Genomic DNA, 14,481 nt, shown 5'->3' with positions numbered 1-14,481 from the left:
CAAACCGGTGTTTGCTGCGCAAGGCGTGAATGGCGGCAGGATGCAGCAAGGCCTGCCGCCAGAGGTGATCCGGCCGAAGGCGGACCATTTGGTATGAGCCTCAGCCGACGATCATCTGCTTCATGCGCAGGGCTTCGTATTCCAGCTCCTTCAGACGGAAGTTCACCACGTCGCCGACGGTGATCATGCCCGCCAGCTTGCCGTCCTTCAGAACCGGCAGGTGGCGGAAGCGGCCCTCGTTCATCACCTTGGCCACATCAATCAGCAGGTCGTCCGGCGCGCAGGTCTTGACCTCGCGGGTCATGATCTCCTCAACCAGTTGCGGCAGGGTGTGGCCCGGGGTGTCTGCCAGGCGGCGCACGATGTCGCGTTCCGACAGGATGCCCTGCAGCGCGCCGTTCTGGTCGGTGACCACCAGCGCGCCGATGCGTTTTGCCTTCAGCGCCTCGACCGCGTGGCCGACCGTATCGTTGGGGCGGATCGCAAAGATCGCGTCGCCCTTGGCCTCCAGCAAACTGGCGACGGTCGACTGGCCGTGCGACAAATTCGACTCGGGCGATTGGCTGTGGCTTTCCTGCCCGGCCTTGTCGCCCCGGGTGGGAGGCTGGTATGAGAACGGTGCCATGCGCGGGGTCTCCTCCTGTATCCTGCATCAGGTCATACCCCCATCTTAGCGGCGGATTATGATCCGGAAAGGGGCGAAATGACGCGAGCGCTAACAACAGCGGAAAAACAACATGTTCGAAAGCCTCTACCTGACCCCCGTGACCGGTGCGCTGACCGTGTTCCTGGTGGTTGTCTGCGGCCACCTGTACCGGCAGAACTGGAAGAGTGAAGCACCCAACGCGCGCTTCCGGGCCTGGCTGTACGGGCTGCCTGCCGCGGTGGGACTCTTGGCACTGGCCTTTCTGCCCTTGAAGTTCTGAGGCCTGCCCTGGCGCTCCGTTTGACTCTGGCGCGGGGCAGGGGCATAGCTGCGCCAGTTTTGCTGCCGGAGGTTGCCGAATGCCCAGCCTGATGCCCAGAAAGGTCCTGATCGCCCTGACCCTGCCCGCGGTGCTGGCCGTGTCCGGCTGCTGGTTCGATAGCGCGCCGGAAGAGGTGCGGCTGACCGGTGAAACCATGGGCACCACCTACAGCGTGATTGCCATTGGCGAGGATCTGGACCAGGAGGCGCTGGGGTCTGCGGTGGAGGGCACCCTGGCGGCGGTCAATGCCAAGATGTCGAACTGGGATCCGGCCTCGGAGGTTTCCACCTTTTCCGCCGAACGCAGCACCGCGCCGGTGCGGGTGTCGCCGGAGTTTGCCCATGTGCTGGCGGCGGCGAATGATGTGCACGCCAAGACCGGCGGCAAGTTCGATGTGACCCTCGGCCCGCTGATCGAGCTGTGGGGCTTTGGCCCGCGCAAACCCGAAGACCCGGTGCCATCGGATGCGGCCATTGCCAAGGCGCTGGAGGGCGTCGGGCAGGCGCGGCTGCTGGTGCTGGACGCAGAGGCCGGCACGCTCAAGAAATCCGCGCCGGAAACCGGAATCAACCTGTCGGCCATCGCCAAGGGCTATGGCGTGGATGCGGTGGCAGAGGCGCTGCAGAGATTTGGCGTCGAGCATTATTTGGTCGAGATCGGCGGCGATCTGGTGACCAAGGGCGAAAATGCCAAGGGCGAGGCCTGGCGCATCGGCATCGAGAAACCGGATGCGGCGGCGCAGACGGTGCAGCTGATCGTGCCGGTCAGCAATCATGGGCTGGCGACCTCCGGCGATTACCGCAATTACTTCGAGCATGAGGGGAAGCGCTATTCCCATATCCTCGATCCCGTTGCCGGGCGGCCGGTGACTCATGCGACCACTTCGGTCACAGTGATTGCAGAAAACGCCATGCTGGCCGATGCCTGGGCCACCGCAATGCTGGTTCTGGGCCGCGAAAACGGGCTGAAGCTGGCCGAGCAGCATAAACTTGCCGTGTTTTTCATTGATCGGGACGTGCAAGCCGGGCCGGATGCCTATATGACAGCGGCAAGCAGCGCCTTTGAGGCGTTAACCGCCAACTGACACCGCGCACCAAGCCATCCTGCGAGGGACCACTTTATGAGCACCTTTCTTCTGGCCTTTATCCTGCTGCTGATCGTTACCCTGGGCATGTCGCTGGGGGTCATTCTGATGGGCAAGAAGATCAAAGGCAGCTGCGGCGGCCTGAATGCGATTTCAGGTGCCGACAAATGCGTGGTCTGCTCCAAGGACATCGACCCCGACAGCCCGCTGCGTGACAAGCTGCAGTGCAAGCGCGCCCGCAAGATGGTCGAGCAGATGGAACGCGAAGCGCAGCAGGCCTGAGGCCGGCTGCCGCGTCTGCGCTGCAGGGCTGGCCTAGTCTGACTTCTTAACCAGAACCACCGCGCTTTCCGGATCCTGGTGCGGCGCCCAGCCCTTGCCCAGGGAGATCTGCAGGCGGGCCCAGGCCAGCACCAGGTCGCGCCGGGCTGTGATCAGGCTCAGCTCATTGTCGCGCAGGGCTTCTTCTGTGTTCAACAGATCGAACAGGGTGATTTCATTGGCCTTGAAGGTTTCACGCGCCAGATCGGCGACCTTGGAACCGAGGTTGACCGCCCGCGCCTGGGCAGCGGTGCGTTCACGGGCGGCGCGCAGGTTGCTTTGCTGCGACTGGACCTCCTCAACCGCAGTGCGCACGGACGTTCGGTAGTCGTACTGAGCGGCCTTGGCCTCAGCCATCGCGCTTTGGTGGAAGGCGCGCAGAACCGGGCGGTTGAACAGCGGCAGGTTCAGCGCCGGGCCGATGGAATAAAGGTCATCCACGCCGCGTATGGCCTGAACCGATCCGGTGATTTCCAGCGAAGGATAGAGTTCTGCCTCGGTGACGCCGATGTTCGCGGTGGCGCCGCGCAGCTGGGCTTCGGCCAGCAGCACGTCGGGACGGTTGCGCAGCAGGGTGGCGGGCACGCCCAGTTCCGGCTGAGTCGCGGGGGAGGGCTGGCCGGAGCTGCCCTGCATCATCGCAAAAACCTCTGACGCATCGCGGTCCAGCAGCGTGGCCAGGGCATAGACCGAGGATTCGTAGCTGGCGATGAAGGCTGGCAGGTCCGCCTTGGCGCTGGCGACCTGCAGCTTGGTGCGTTCCAGGTCCAGTGCCAGCACGGCACGGGCTTCTTTCAGCTCCTCCACCGTTTGCAGGATCTGCTGGCGCAGCTGGATGGTCTTGCGGGTGACCGCGGCACCGCGCTGAAAGAAGCGGGCCTGGATATAGGTGCGGGTAATGGCGTCGATCACCGCCAGCCGGGTGGTGGCCAGCTGGTAGAATTGGGCATCACGGTCCGCCACGGCCCGTTCGGAGCGGCGCTGGAACTCGCCGAACAGGTCAAAAACATAGGTGGCGCCAACGGCGGCGGTGTCGGTGCTGGTAGATCCGTCCTGCGATTCGCGGCGCGAGAAGATCGAGCTGGCCTCCAGATCACCGCTGACCTGCTGCCGGTGGCCTGATCCCCGGCGCAGGGCTTCGGCTGCGATCAGCCGTTCCTTGGCGGCCTTGAGGCCGAGGTTCTGCTGCAGGCCTGCGGCAACCAGCCGGTTCAGCGCGGGGTCGTTCAAGCCCTGCCACCAGGTCTCAGACGCGCCCTTGGCGGTGGCATAGCTGCGGGATTGGTAATAGCTGACCGGCACCGCGAAATCGGGGCGGTGGTAGTCGATGCCGACAACGGTACAGCCGCACAGGAACGTGCCTGCCAGCAGCACGGACCGTGCTGTCCAATGGGGTTTGCTCATATTCTGCCTCTGGGCGCCCTTTTTGGCGGGCTTTCGGACAGCATAGCCAAGGCGGGAACCGGCCGCGAAGCGGTTCCGGCTTGCAATGGAGTCTTTCCCGGCTACTGATGCGTGCATCCCACAGCCTGAAAATGTCGAAATAATGCCAGCCCGGTGACGGTTTTGGCCTATCCTGTACGCGGGAAGCCGGGCAGGCTGCCGGATCAATGCCGCTGTCTGGAACTCCTGGCAGCATCCGCCGCAGGCAGATGGTCCGCGCCTCTGCCCCGGTCTTAACCGCATATGCGACGCAACAGTGAGAACAACCTGATGGACCTGCAAAAATTCTATATCGGCGGCGCCTGGGTGACGCCGCATTCGGCCCGCGAGTTTCCGGTGCTGAACCCGGCCACGGAAGAGCGGATCGGCACCATCATCCTGGGGGATGAGCAGGATGTGAACGCTGCGGTTGCGGCGGCCAAGGCGGCGTTCGGGAGTTTTTCGCAGACCTCCCGTGCTGAGCGGATTACGCTTCTGGAACGCCTGCTGGAGATCAGCAGGGACCGGCGCGAGGAGCTGGCGCAGGCGATGAGCGCAGAGATGGGGGCGCCGGTTACCATGGCGCGGGACGCGCAGGCCGATTCGGGCATCGGGCATCTGGAGGGTATTCTGGCGGCGCTGAAAAGCCAGGAACTGCGGGAAACCCTGCCCAATGGCGACATCCTGGTGCGCGAGCCGATCGGCGTCTGCGGGCTGATCACGCCCTGGAACTGGCCGGTGAACCAGATCGCGCTGAAGGTGCTGCCGGCGCTGGCGACGGGCAGCACCTGCGTGCTGAAGCCGTCGGAGCACACGCCCATGTCCGCCGCCGTTTATGCGCAGATGATCCATGACGCGGGCTATCCGGCAGGCGTCTTCAACCTGATCCACGGCGACGGGCCGACGGTGGGCGCGGGCCTGTCGCGGCATGTGGACGTTGACATGATGTCCTTCACCGGCTCGACCCGGGCCGGCATAGCGGTCTCCAAGGATGCGGCCGAAACGGTGAAGCGGGTGACGCTGGAACTGGGCGGCAAGTCTCCGAACCTGGTGTTCGCGGATGCTGACCTTGAGGAGAAGGTCACTGCCTCGGTGCTGGAGTGCATGTATAACACCGGCCAGAGCTGCGATGCGCCGACCCGGATGCTGGTGGAGCGCAGCTGTTACGATCAGGTGCTGGAGATTGCCAGGGCCGCCGCGGAGGGCCAGGCCGTTGGCGACCCGAGCCAGGAGGGCGATCACATCGGCCCGATGTTCGACCGCATCCAATACGACCGGGTGCAGACCATGATCCAGAAAGGTATCGACGAAGGTGCCACCCTGCTGGCGGGTGGTCTGGGCCGACCCGAGGGGCTGGACAAGGGCTGGTATGTGCGCCCGACCGTCTTTGCCGGTGTGACCAACGATATGGTCATCGCGCAGCAGGAGATCTTTGGCCCGGTGCTGGTGATCATCCCGTTTGAGGACGAGGAAGACGCCATCCGCATTGCCAATGACACGCCTTACGGGCTGGCGGCCTATTTGCAGACCGGCGACCCGGAGCGGGCCGAGCGTGTTGCCGCCCGTTTGCGCGCAGGCGCAGTGCATATCAATGGCGGCGGCTTCAACTACGGCTCGCCCTTTGGCGGCTACAAGCAATCCGGCAACGGTCGCGAAGGCGGCATGCTGGGGCTGGAGGATTATCAGGAAGTGAAAACCCTGCATTTCGGCTGAGAAGCCCTTCCTCCCGGCGGGAAACTGCCGGGAGGGGTGCCGCCATTGGCCTGTCAGATGCCGTTATCTGACTGTGCGCGTGTCGCAATCCGCAAAGCGTGCCGCCCGGCAGCGCCTCAGGATGGGGGCATGACACAGAGCTTCGTTCCAAAACGCATGGACCGCCGCGCAACCGGGTGCAACCTGGTCGCTGCCTGAGTTCCGCCGCCCTTCGCGGGCTTTGACGGTTTCTCAACGGCGGACATTGGAATGACACATGACAGCATCACAAGCGCTGCGCCTTGCCATTGATATTGGCGGCACATTCACCGACACCGTTCTGGTGGCGGGCGAAGATAATATTCTGGCCTCTACCAAGACCCTGACCACGCATCAGAACCCGGGCATTGGCGCGATGGAAGGCGCGGCGCGGGTGATGGCGCAGGCGGGCCGGTTTTTGGGCGAAGTCACCGGTTTTATCCACGGGACCACCCTGGCGACCAATGCGCTGATCGAGCGGCGCGGGGCGCGGGTGGCGACGGTGACGACTGAAGGGTTCCGGGACATTCTGGAGATCGCCTATGAGCGGCGCTATTCCCAGTATGACATCAACCTGGAGAAGCCGGACCTGCTGGTGCCGCGGGAACGCGCGCTGACAATTCGGGAGCGGATGTCGGCAACAGGAGAAGTGCTGATCCCCATGGAGGACAGCGCGGTAGAGGCGCTGATTGCGGAGCTGGATGCCAGCGGTGCGGAGGCGGTGGCGGTCTGCCTGATGCACGCCTATTCCAACCCGGACCATGAGCGGCGGCTGAGGGACATTCTGGCGGCGCGGCGGCCCGGGCTGACGGTCTCGGTCTCCTCGGAGGTCAGCCCCGAGGCGCGGGAGTTCGACCGGCTCTGCACCACGGTTGCCAATGCCTATATCCAGCCGCTGATGGAGACCTATCTGGCGCGGTTTGCCGAGCGCTTTGCGGCGGAAGGGGTCAAATGCCCGATCCTGATGATGACCGCGGGCGGCGGCATGTGCACCATTCAGACCGCGGCGCGGTTTCCGATCCGGCTGGTGGAGTCGGGGCCTGCCGGCGGTGCCATCCTGGCGGCGCGGATTGCGGCGCAGGCGGGGCTGGAGCAGGTGCTGTCCTTTGACGTGGGCGGCACCACCGCCAAGCTGTGCCTGATTGATGGCGCCCGGCCGCAGACCTCGCGCCAGTTCGAAATTGCCCGCGCCGCGCGCTTCATCAAAGGGTCGGGCATGCCGGTGCGGATCCCGGTGATCGAGATGATAGAGATCGGGGCCGGGGGCGGCTCCATCGCCGGGGTGGACCAGCTGGGCCGGCTGACCGTGGGGCCGAAATCGGCGGGGTCCGAGCCGGGTCCGGTGGCCTTCGGGCGCGGCGGCACGGAGCCGACCGTGACCGACAGCGACATCACGCTGGGCTATATCGTGCCGGAGACCTTTGCCGAGGGGCATATCCAGATTGACCTGGAGGCTTCTAAGGAAGCGCTGAGCCGGGTGATTGGTTCGCGGCTGGAACTGGATGGCACTGGCGCTGCCGACGGCGTCAGCCGGATTGTCGATGAAAGCATGGCCAGCGCCGGACGGATGCACGCGGTGGAGTCGGGCAAGGATCTGGGCGCGCGCACGATGATTGCCTTTGGCGGCAACGGGCCGCTGCACGCAACCCGGGTCGCGCGTTCCGCCGGGGTGGCGCGTATCGTGATCCCGCCCAATCCGGGTGTTGGCTCAGCCGTGGGCTTCCTGTTTGCGCCGGTCAGTTTTGAAATCGTGCGCTCGCGTTATTCGCTGCTGGAGGACCTGGATCTGGACGGCATCAATACACTGTTTGCCCAGATGATCGACGAGGCGCAATCGGTGGTGGCGCAGGGCGCGGGCGATGCTGAAACGCTGGTCCAGCGGACGGCCTTCATGCGCTACAGCGGGCAGGGGCATGAGATCGAGATTGCCCTGCCGGACCGTGATCTGGCTGCACAGGATCTTGGCCCGCTGACGGCGGCGTTTGAGGCGGAATACGCCCGGCAGTTTTCGCGTCCCGTGCCAGGGATGAAGATCGAGATCCTGAACTGGGCGGTGCGGGTGGCAACACCGGATGCGAAGGTGCCGCCGGTGCCGGAGACGCCGGAGCTGCGGACCATCAACCCGGCTTCACACCGGCCCATCATCTGCGATGTGGATGGCCGCGAAAAGCAGGCGGCATTTGTGTCGCGGGCCAGTCTGAAACCCGGCGACCGCATCCCAGGCCCGGCGCTGATCACTGAGCCGCAGACCACCACGCTGGTCTCGGCGGATTTCTCTGCCCATGCGGATGCCATCGGCAACCTTGTCCTGATCCGGGACCAAAAAGGAGATAAGCAATGACCGCCTTGTCACAGGACCTGTCGCCAGCCCGCCTGCAAGTGATGTGGAACCGGTTGCTGGCCGTGGTCGAGGAGCAAGGGCAGACCCTGATCCGCGCCGCATTTTCCCCGATCGTGCGCGAATGCGGCGATATCTCTGCCGGGATTTTCGACGCAATGGGGCAGATGCTGGCGCAGGCGGTCACTGGCACGCCGGGCCATATCAACACCATGGCAGAGGCGGTGATGCACCTGCGCGAACGCTTCCCGGCGGAGACCATGAAGCCGGGCGATATCTACATGACCAACGATCCCTGGCTGGCCTCGGGGCATCTGAACGATTTCCTGTTGATGATGCCGGTGTTCAAAGGGGGCAGGGTGGTCGGCTTCACCTCCTGCACCTCGCATCTGGTGGATCTGGGCGGGCTGGGCATGGGGCCAGAGGGGTCTGACATCTATGACGAGGGGCTGCTGATCCCGCCCTGCAAACTGGTGGAGGAGGGCGAGCCGAACGCGCTGCTGCTGGACATTGTCCGTGCCAACAGCCGCGAGCCGATTGCCAATGAGGGGGACATATATGCGCTGATTGCCTGCTGCGAGGCCGGGGCGGCACGGCTGGCAGGGATGATGGAGGAGTTTGGCCTCAGCGATCTGAATGCGCTCGGGGCCTATATCATCGAGACCTCCCGCCGGGGCACATTGCAGGCCATCGCGGAGGTGCCGGAGGGGGTCTACCGCAATGTGCTGAAAATGGACGGCTACGAGAATGAGCTGGAGCTGCACGCGGCGCTGACCGTTTCCAAGGGCGGTATGCATGTGGATTTCACCGGCACCTCGGGCTGTTCCAGCAAGGGCATCAACGTGCCGCTGAACTATGCCACCGCCTATACGGTGTTTGCGCTGCGCTGCATTGTGGGGCCGGATATTCCGAACAACGCGGGATCGCTGGCACCCTTCACTGTCGATGGCCCCAAGGGCTGCATCCTGAATGCGCAGCGCCCGGTGCCGGTGGCGATGCGGCATACGCTGGGGCAGGTAGCGCCGGATCTGGTGCTGGGCTGCCTGCATCAGGCGCTGCCGGACCAGGTTCCGGCGGAGGGTGCCAGCTGCATGTTTGACCTGCCGATGCGGCACGCGCCGGAAGTGGCCCGCGACGGCGGGCGGGAGTTTGCCATCGAGCCGGTCCACAACGGCGGCACCGGCGCCCGGCCCCATGCGGATGGCTTGTCGGCAACCGCCTATCCCTCGGGCGTTTATGGCAGCCAGGTGGAGATCACCGAGGCGGTGGCGCCTGTCGTTATGTGGCGGCGCGAGTTGCGGCCCGACTCGGGCGGCGCAGGCAAATACCGCGGCGGGCTGGGGCAGCGGATCGAGATGACATCCTCCAACGGCGCGCCATTTATCGTGTTCCTGTCGGTGGAGCGGCTGAAGTTCCCGGCCTTGGGGCGCATGGGCGGCTTGCCCGGCGCGCCGGGGCGTATCCGGTTCCGCGATGGGGAACAGGACATTGCGGGCAAGGGCGAGCTGCGGGTGGAGGCAGGCGATTATCTGATCTTTGAAACTCCAGGTGGCGGCGGGTTTGGCGATCCCTTGCAGCGCGACCCGGAGGCGCTGGCGCTGGACATGGAGCGCGGTCTGGTGACGGAAGAAGGCGCGCGCGCCTATGGGTGTGGCCAATGATCCGTGCGGTGCCGCATGTGGCGGCCATGGCGTCTTATGCGCTGGCGGATCTGGGCGTGGTAGGGACGGTCTCGCTCGCCCAGAATGAAAGTGCGTTCCCACCCAGCCCGGCGGCACTTGCGGCGGGCCGGGCGGTGCTGGAGCAGATGCCGCTCTATCCGGATCCGGAGTGGCCGGACTTGCGCGCCGCAGTGGCGGAGGTGCATGGGCTGGACCCGGCCAAGGTGCTGTGCGGGGCCGGGTCGATGGAGCTGATCGGCTGCTTGATCCGCGCCTTTGCCGGGCCGGGGAACCGGGTGCTGGGGACCGAATACGGTTATGCCTTCGCGGCCACCGCTGCGGCGCAAGTGCAGGCGGATTACGTCAAGGCGCGGGAGCGGGAGCTGACGGTGTCGGTGGAGGATATCCTGGCGGCGGTGACGCCTGAGGTGCGGATTGTGTTTGTCTGCAATCCAGGCAATCCGACCGGCACGCTGATCCCCAACGCGGACCTCCTGCGCCTGCGCCAAGACTTGCCTGCGGATGTGCTGCTGGTGGTCGATCAGGCCTATGCCGAATTTGCTGATGCGGACAACAATCCGGGCGAAATCTTTGCGCTGGCAGAGCGCGGCGATACCGTGGTGCTGCGGACGCTGTCCAAGGCCTATGGGCTGGCGGGGGCGCGGGCCGGCTGGGGGTATTTTCCGCCAGCGATTGCCGGGGAAGTGCGCAAGCTATTGAACCCCAACAATATCTCCATTCCCTCGCAAGCGATGGCGGCGGCGGCGATGCGGGATCAGGCGCATATGCGGGACGTGGTGTCCCAAACCGCTGCCATCCGGGACACGTTTGCCGAAGACTGCCGCGCGCTGGGGCTGGAGGTGCCGCAGAGCCATACCAACTTTGTGCTGATCCGCTTTGCCTCCGCCAGTCAGGCGCAGGCGGCGGACGCGGCGCTGCGGGGGCAGAACCTGCTGATGCGTGGAATGGGCGGTTACGGGCTGGGCGATTGCCTGCGCGCCACCATGTGCGGGCGGGACGTGATGGACCGGGCGCTGGACGTGCTGAAGGGAGTGCTGGCATGAAACATGAAACCCGCACCCGCGCGAAGATCGGCGTTCTGGTGCCTTTCACCAACACCAACCTTGAGGCCGACATGATGCTGATGCGCTGCCCGGACACCACGGTGCATTTCCAGCGCATGGGCGGATATGACGTGGAGGAGATCCCCGGTTCTGATCAGATGGCGGGGCTGGGGGCGTCGGATATCAGCCATGACCTGCGGATGATTGCAGGGGTGCGGCCTGATGTTGTGCTTTACGGCTGCACCTCGGCGACGCTGACCCACGGGCCGGAGTTTGATGCGGATCTGGCGGCGCAGATCAAGGCGGGGTCGGGTGCGGTTTCCCTGACCGCCGCCGGTTCTCTGGTGGCGGGAATACGGGCGCTGGGGGCGGTGAAGATTGGGTTTTCCTCCCCCTATTTAGGGGAGATCAACAGGCAGGCGATGGAGTTCCTGTCGGCGAACGGCATCGAAACTGTCAGATGCGCGGACATCGGGCGTGAGCTGGGCAACTACGGCCAGGGGGAGCTGACGCCGCAGGAGGTGTTTGATCTGGCCTGCCAGGCGGATCATCCGGAGGCAGAGGCCATCGTGCTGAGCTGCACCGACATGCGCGCGGTAGAGGCCGGGGAGCGGATCGAGGCGCATCTGGGCAAGCCGGTTATCACTTCCAACCAGGCGATGATGTTCTGCGTGATGCGGGCGCTTGGCCTGCCGCGGCATCGCGGGCTGCCGGGGCGGCTGTTTGATCGGCTCTAAACTGGCGTCTGTTTCATCTTTGCGAAAATACTCCGGGGAGCGCGAGGGGCAGGCCCCTCGCACCCGTCCCATCAAGGCTCGCCGGAGCCGATTTCTTCTTTCCGGCGGGCGACATAGGCGTCCAGCTCCTCGCGAACGGCGGGCTCCATTGCGGGCTCCTCGTAATCCTGCAGCGCCTGCTGCCAGAGGCCGGTGGCGCGCTGCAGTGCATCCTTGGCACCTGCCGCCTCCCAATTCTCGTAGTTCTGCCAGTCCGACAGCATCGGCCGGTAGAACGCGGTCTCATAACGCGCCATCGTGTGTTCGGCGCCAAAGAAATGGCCGCCGGTGGGGACTGACTGGATGGCATCAAAGCCCAGTTCATCCGTGTCGAACTTCATCGGTTTCAGGAATTCGATCATGTTCTGGATGATCTCCACATCCAGGATGAACTTCTCATAGGACGCGGTCAGCCCGCCCTCCAGCCAGCCGGCCGCGTGATAGACGATATTGGCACCGCCCAGCACCGCGCCCCAGGTCGCCATCATGGTTTCATAAGCCGCCTGCAGGTCCACCGCGTTGGAGGCATTGGCGTTGGAGGTCCGGTAGGGGATGCCGTAACGCCGCGCCAGCTGGCCGCCGACGATATTGGCCTTGGCGTTTTCCGGCGTGCCAAAGGCAGGGGCGCCGCTGCGCATATCGACGTTGGAGGTGAAGGAGCCGTACATCACCGGGGTGCCGGGGTTTACAAGCTGGGTCAGCACCACGCCGAACAGCGCCTCGGCGTTCTGCTGGGCCAGCGCCGCGGGCAGGGTCACCGGCGTCATCGCCCCCATCAGGGTAAAGGGCGTCACCGTCACCGGCTGGCCGTATTCGGCCATGGCAATCAGCCCGTCGCCCATCGCGTCGTCAAACAGCCGCGGCGAGTTGACCGAGATGATGGTGATCACGCCCGGATCTCCCTTCATCTCCTCCGGTGTCTGGCCGCGGGAGATTGCCATCATGTTGATCCCGTCCAGTGCCCGGCCGCGGCCGATGGCGGAGCAGTGGAAGCTGAGGTCGGCATAGGTGATATTGGCCAGATAGGTGTCCAAGTGGCGGTTGTTGGCGGGCAGCTCCAGCGGCGCGGTGACCTGGTTGCCGATCAGGTGGATGGCGTTGAAGTGATGCGCCAGCTTGATGAAGTTCTGGTAGTCGGGGAGGTTGCCGGAGCGGCGCCCGTTGATGCAGTCATGCACGTTGGGCGGGCCGGCCACCAGGCCAAAGGTCACGTTGTTGCCGCCGAGCGTGATCCGCTTGTCCCGGTTTCGGCCGGTCAGGGTGAACTCCGCCGGGACTGTCTTCAACGCTTCAGTGACGATGGTTTCGTCGATGCGGATGGTCTTGGTGTCGCGGTCGACAATGGCGCCCGCGGCCTCGAAAATGCCCATCACGTTCTCGCCCATCACCCGGATGCCGGCCTCTGACAGGATCCGCATTGAGGTGGCGTGCAGCTGGTCCATCTGCTCCGTGTTCAGGAGCTCAAACGCAGGGTAAGTGTTTTTTACCTGGCTCCAGGGGAGCTGGTCGATACTGCCGCCGGAGCGGGAGGATTTGCCGCGGCGCCCGCCGCCGCGTCTGTCGCGTGCCATGTGTCTGTCTTTCTGGTCAGGTTGGTGGCTTAGTTTTCGGGCGCGTCATAGATGAGACGCCCCAGATCGGAGAAATTGCTGCCTTCATTGGTGAAGCCCAGCACTGCATCGCGGATGGCACCGGCGCGGGCCTCGCCCAGCGAAGGCGCGGCGAACTCCATGAATTTCCGCTCGATGTCCTCCTGCGAGAACGGCGCTTCTGGGCCGCCGCGGGCATGGACGTCGCCGGATTCGATGACCCGTCCGTCGGTCAGCGTCACCACCACATCGGCAACCCGGCAAGCCGGGAAGCGGACGGAATGGCGCGCGGCCTCAGAGACGGTGGTGCGCTCGTGGATTGATGCAACTAGCGGGTCGGCAAGGCCCGCTCCGGAGATATGCTCGACCCCGATCCGCCCGTATGCGGCCTGATTGGCAACGGCAAAGCCCAGCGAATACTGTGCCTGGCTGGTGGTCGAGGGGATACCCGGATAGAGGCAGGCGCTTTCGTGGAAAGTGTTGATGTGGATCTTGGCGATCTGCTCGTGGCTCAGATCGTGTTCCAGCATCACCTGCCGCACGGCGTCGATCGGCGCATGGGCCCAGCGGCAGATCGGGTATGGCTTCACATACTGGTGTTCCATCTGCCAGAAGCGGCCGAGGTCCTCCCAATGTTCCGCCACCCGGTCTTCCTCGATGGTGATTGCGGGCGCGCCGGTGAAGCCTTTTTCTGCCAGCACAGCCGCTGACATGCCTGCCATCGCGCCCCAGCCGGAACCGTCATGCAGCATCGAGGGGTTGGCGATCTCGCGCATCATCTGGCTGCGGGGGCCGTGGAATTCGGCGATCCCCAGCGCCTGGCGCAGCTGGCCGCGGCTGAGGCCGCGCATCCGGGCGGCCATTGCCGCCACCCCCAGCGCGTTCCAGGCGCCCGACGTGTGGTAGTCACTGACAGTTGCATGCAGCGACAGCGCGGCGCGGCCTGCCAGCTCATAGCCCAGCGTGGTGATCGCCAGCGCCTCCGGCCCTGAGAAATCCGGCACCGTTTCCGCCAAGGCCGCAATTGCCGGGATCACCACCACGCCGATGTGGCCCTTGGTCGGGTAATAGCCGTCGTGGCCGTCCAGATTGTCGGTGGCAGTGGCGGCGGCATAGGCGGCGCCTGCAACACTGACCCGGCGCCCGTCGAACAGCATCCGGGCGCCGAAGCCGTCCTCACCGCAGCCATAAAGCGCTGCGGCGGTGTCGCGGGCGATGCGCCCGGCCTCCATCGGGGTGGCGCCGATGGTGATGCCCAGTGTGTCCAGGAACATCAGTGCCGCAGCCTTGCGGGTGGTTTCCGGCAGATCGCCGGGGGTCAGGCCAAAGGTGAAATCGGCGGCGCGGTCAAATGTGGCTGTCATGTCAGGCGGTCCATATGGGGGCGTTGGCCAAAGCCTAGGGGCCGCCGCCGCAGGTGACCCGCAAATAAACCGGGGTCATAGGGCCGTTATATTTCGCGAAATGCGTGCTAGACGTCGTTTTTCGCTTCTCTCGGGGCGTGATCCCTTTGGAATTGCAGCCCAA

Annotated in this window: 12 protein-coding genes; 8 read left to right on the top strand and 4 right to left on the bottom strand. The window is 64.9% G+C overall.

Annotated features, from left to right (window positions below; translation table 11 throughout):
• Positions 1-100: 100 nt before the first annotated feature.
• A complete protein-coding gene (locus RA21_RS09795) occupies positions 101-625 on the bottom strand; it encodes a CBS domain-containing protein (RefSeq protein ID WP_019296964.1) in 525 nt (174 codons plus the stop codon).
• A 112-nt stretch (positions 626-737) separates the two neighbouring features.
• On the opposite strand from RA21_RS09795, the gene RA21_RS09790 reads away from it, so the two are divergent.
• From RA21_RS09790 to nqrM, 3 genes are all read left to right on the top strand, one after another.
• Positions 738-926 carry a hypothetical protein gene (locus tag RA21_RS09790; protein ID WP_019296965.1) on the top strand — a complete coding sequence of 63 codons (189 nt, stop codon included), beginning with the start codon at positions 738-740 and terminating at the stop codon, positions 924-926.
• Between the two features lie 79 nt (positions 927-1,005).
• Positions 1,006-2,052: an FAD:protein FMN transferase gene (locus RA21_RS09785; protein WP_082008924.1), complete on the top strand. Its 1,047-nt coding sequence runs from the start codon at positions 1,006-1,008 to the stop codon at positions 2,050-2,052.
• Positions 2,053-2,088: 36 nt separating this feature from the next.
• Positions 2,089-2,334, top strand: coding sequence for a (Na+)-NQR maturation NqrM (gene nqrM, locus RA21_RS09780; protein ID WP_019296967.1), 246 nt, complete (start codon positions 2,089-2,091; stop codon positions 2,332-2,334).
• 33 nt (positions 2,335-2,367) lie between these two features.
• Here the strand turns inward: nqrM and RA21_RS09775 are convergent, their stop codons facing one another.
• Positions 2,368-3,777, bottom strand: a complete 1,410-nt coding sequence (locus tag RA21_RS09775) for an efflux transporter outer membrane subunit (protein WP_039148477.1) — start codon at positions 3,775-3,777, stop codon at positions 2,368-2,370.
• 282 nt (positions 3,778-4,059) lie between these two features.
• Here RA21_RS09775 and RA21_RS09770 point away from each other — a divergent pair, with 282 nt between their 5' ends.
• The 5 genes from RA21_RS09770 to RA21_RS09750 all read left to right on the top strand — a co-directional run bounded on the left by RA21_RS09770 (position 4,060) and on the right by RA21_RS09750 (position 11,326).
• Positions 4,060-5,508 carry an aldehyde dehydrogenase family protein gene (locus RA21_RS09770; protein ID WP_241483496.1) on the top strand — a complete coding sequence of 483 codons (1,449 nt, stop codon included), beginning with the start codon at positions 4,060-4,062 and terminating at the stop codon, positions 5,506-5,508.
• Between the two features lie 256 nt (positions 5,509-5,764).
• Positions 5,765-7,867: a hydantoinase/oxoprolinase family protein gene (locus RA21_RS09765; protein WP_039148266.1), complete on the top strand. Its 2,103-nt coding sequence runs from the start codon at positions 5,765-5,767 to the stop codon at positions 7,865-7,867.
• Complete coding sequence (locus RA21_RS09760) at positions 7,864-9,525, top strand: hydantoinase B/oxoprolinase family protein (protein ID WP_039148263.1); 1,662 nt, start codon at positions 7,864-7,866, stop codon at positions 9,523-9,525. Before RA21_RS09765 ends, RA21_RS09760 begins: the two co-directional genes overlap by 4 nt.
• Entirely contained in the window at positions 9,522-10,589 is a 1,068-nt protein-coding gene (locus RA21_RS09755) for a pyridoxal phosphate-dependent aminotransferase (protein ID WP_039148261.1), read from the top strand. The genes RA21_RS09760 and RA21_RS09755 overlap by 4 nt, the downstream gene beginning before the upstream one ends.
• Complete coding sequence (locus RA21_RS09750; protein ID WP_039148258.1) at positions 10,586-11,326, top strand: maleate cis-trans isomerase family protein; 741 nt, start codon at positions 10,586-10,588, stop codon at positions 11,324-11,326. The genes RA21_RS09755 and RA21_RS09750 overlap by 4 nt, the downstream gene beginning before the upstream one ends.
• A gap of 71 nt (positions 11,327-11,397) precedes the next feature.
• Here RA21_RS09750 and RA21_RS09745 read toward each other — a convergent pair whose 3' ends face one another.
• Together RA21_RS09745 and RA21_RS09740 are read right to left on the bottom strand one after the other, a co-directional pair.
• The gene (locus tag RA21_RS09745) at positions 11,398-12,936 is read right to left on the bottom strand and encodes a trimethylamine methyltransferase family protein (protein ID WP_019296974.1); all 1,539 of its coding nucleotides are present in this window, start codon (positions 12,934-12,936) and stop codon (positions 11,398-11,400) included.
• A 29-nt stretch (positions 12,937-12,965) separates the two neighbouring features.
• Positions 12,966-14,318 (bottom strand): MmgE/PrpD family protein, encoded by a 1,353-nt coding sequence (locus tag RA21_RS09740; RefSeq protein ID WP_039148255.1) that lies wholly within the window; start codon positions 14,316-14,318, stop codon positions 12,966-12,968.
• Positions 14,319-14,481: the final 163 nt, after the last annotated feature.

The sequence above is a fragment of the Leisingera sp. ANG-DT genome (assembly GCF_000813785.1).
In the GTDB taxonomy this organism is placed as follows: Bacteria; Pseudomonadota; Alphaproteobacteria; order Rhodobacterales; family Rhodobacteraceae; genus Leisingera.
The sequence above is the reverse complement of the archived record's forward strand: the minus strand, read 5'-3'. Positions and strand labels throughout refer to the sequence as shown.

Bases quoted from the DNA above. Each gene is read 5' to 3' on its own strand.
- RA21_RS09795 (WP_019296964.1), bottom strand. From the start codon at position 625: ATGGCACCGTTCTCATACCAGCCTCCCACCCGGGGCGACAAGGCCGGG.
- RA21_RS09790 (WP_019296965.1), top strand. From the start codon at position 738: ATGTTCGAAAGCCTCTACCTGACCCCCGTGACCGGTGCGCTGACCGTG.
- RA21_RS09785 (WP_082008924.1), top strand. From the start codon at position 1,006: ATGCCCAGCCTGATGCCCAGAAAGGTCCTGATCGCCCTGACCCTGCCC.
- nqrM (WP_019296967.1), top strand. From the start codon at position 2,089: ATGAGCACCTTTCTTCTGGCCTTTATCCTGCTGCTGATCGTTACCCTG.
- RA21_RS09775 (WP_039148477.1), bottom strand. From the start codon at position 3,777: ATGAGCAAACCCCATTGGACAGCACGGTCCGTGCTGCTGGCAGGCACG.
- RA21_RS09770 (WP_241483496.1), top strand. From the start codon at position 4,060: ATGCGACGCAACAGTGAGAACAACCTGATGGACCTGCAAAAATTCTAT.
- RA21_RS09765 (WP_039148266.1), top strand. From the start codon at position 5,765: ATGACAGCATCACAAGCGCTGCGCCTTGCCATTGATATTGGCGGCACA.
- RA21_RS09760 (WP_039148263.1), top strand. From the start codon at position 7,864: ATGACCGCCTTGTCACAGGACCTGTCGCCAGCCCGCCTGCAAGTGATG.
- RA21_RS09755 (WP_039148261.1), top strand. From the start codon at position 9,522: ATGATCCGTGCGGTGCCGCATGTGGCGGCCATGGCGTCTTATGCGCTG.
- RA21_RS09750 (WP_039148258.1), top strand. From the start codon at position 10,586: ATGAAACATGAAACCCGCACCCGCGCGAAGATCGGCGTTCTGGTGCCT.
- RA21_RS09745 (WP_019296974.1), bottom strand. From the start codon at position 12,936: ATGGCACGCGACAGACGCGGCGGCGGGCGCCGCGGCAAATCCTCCCGC.
- RA21_RS09740 (WP_039148255.1), bottom strand. From the start codon at position 14,318: ATGACAGCCACATTTGACCGCGCCGCCGATTTCACCTTTGGCCTGACC.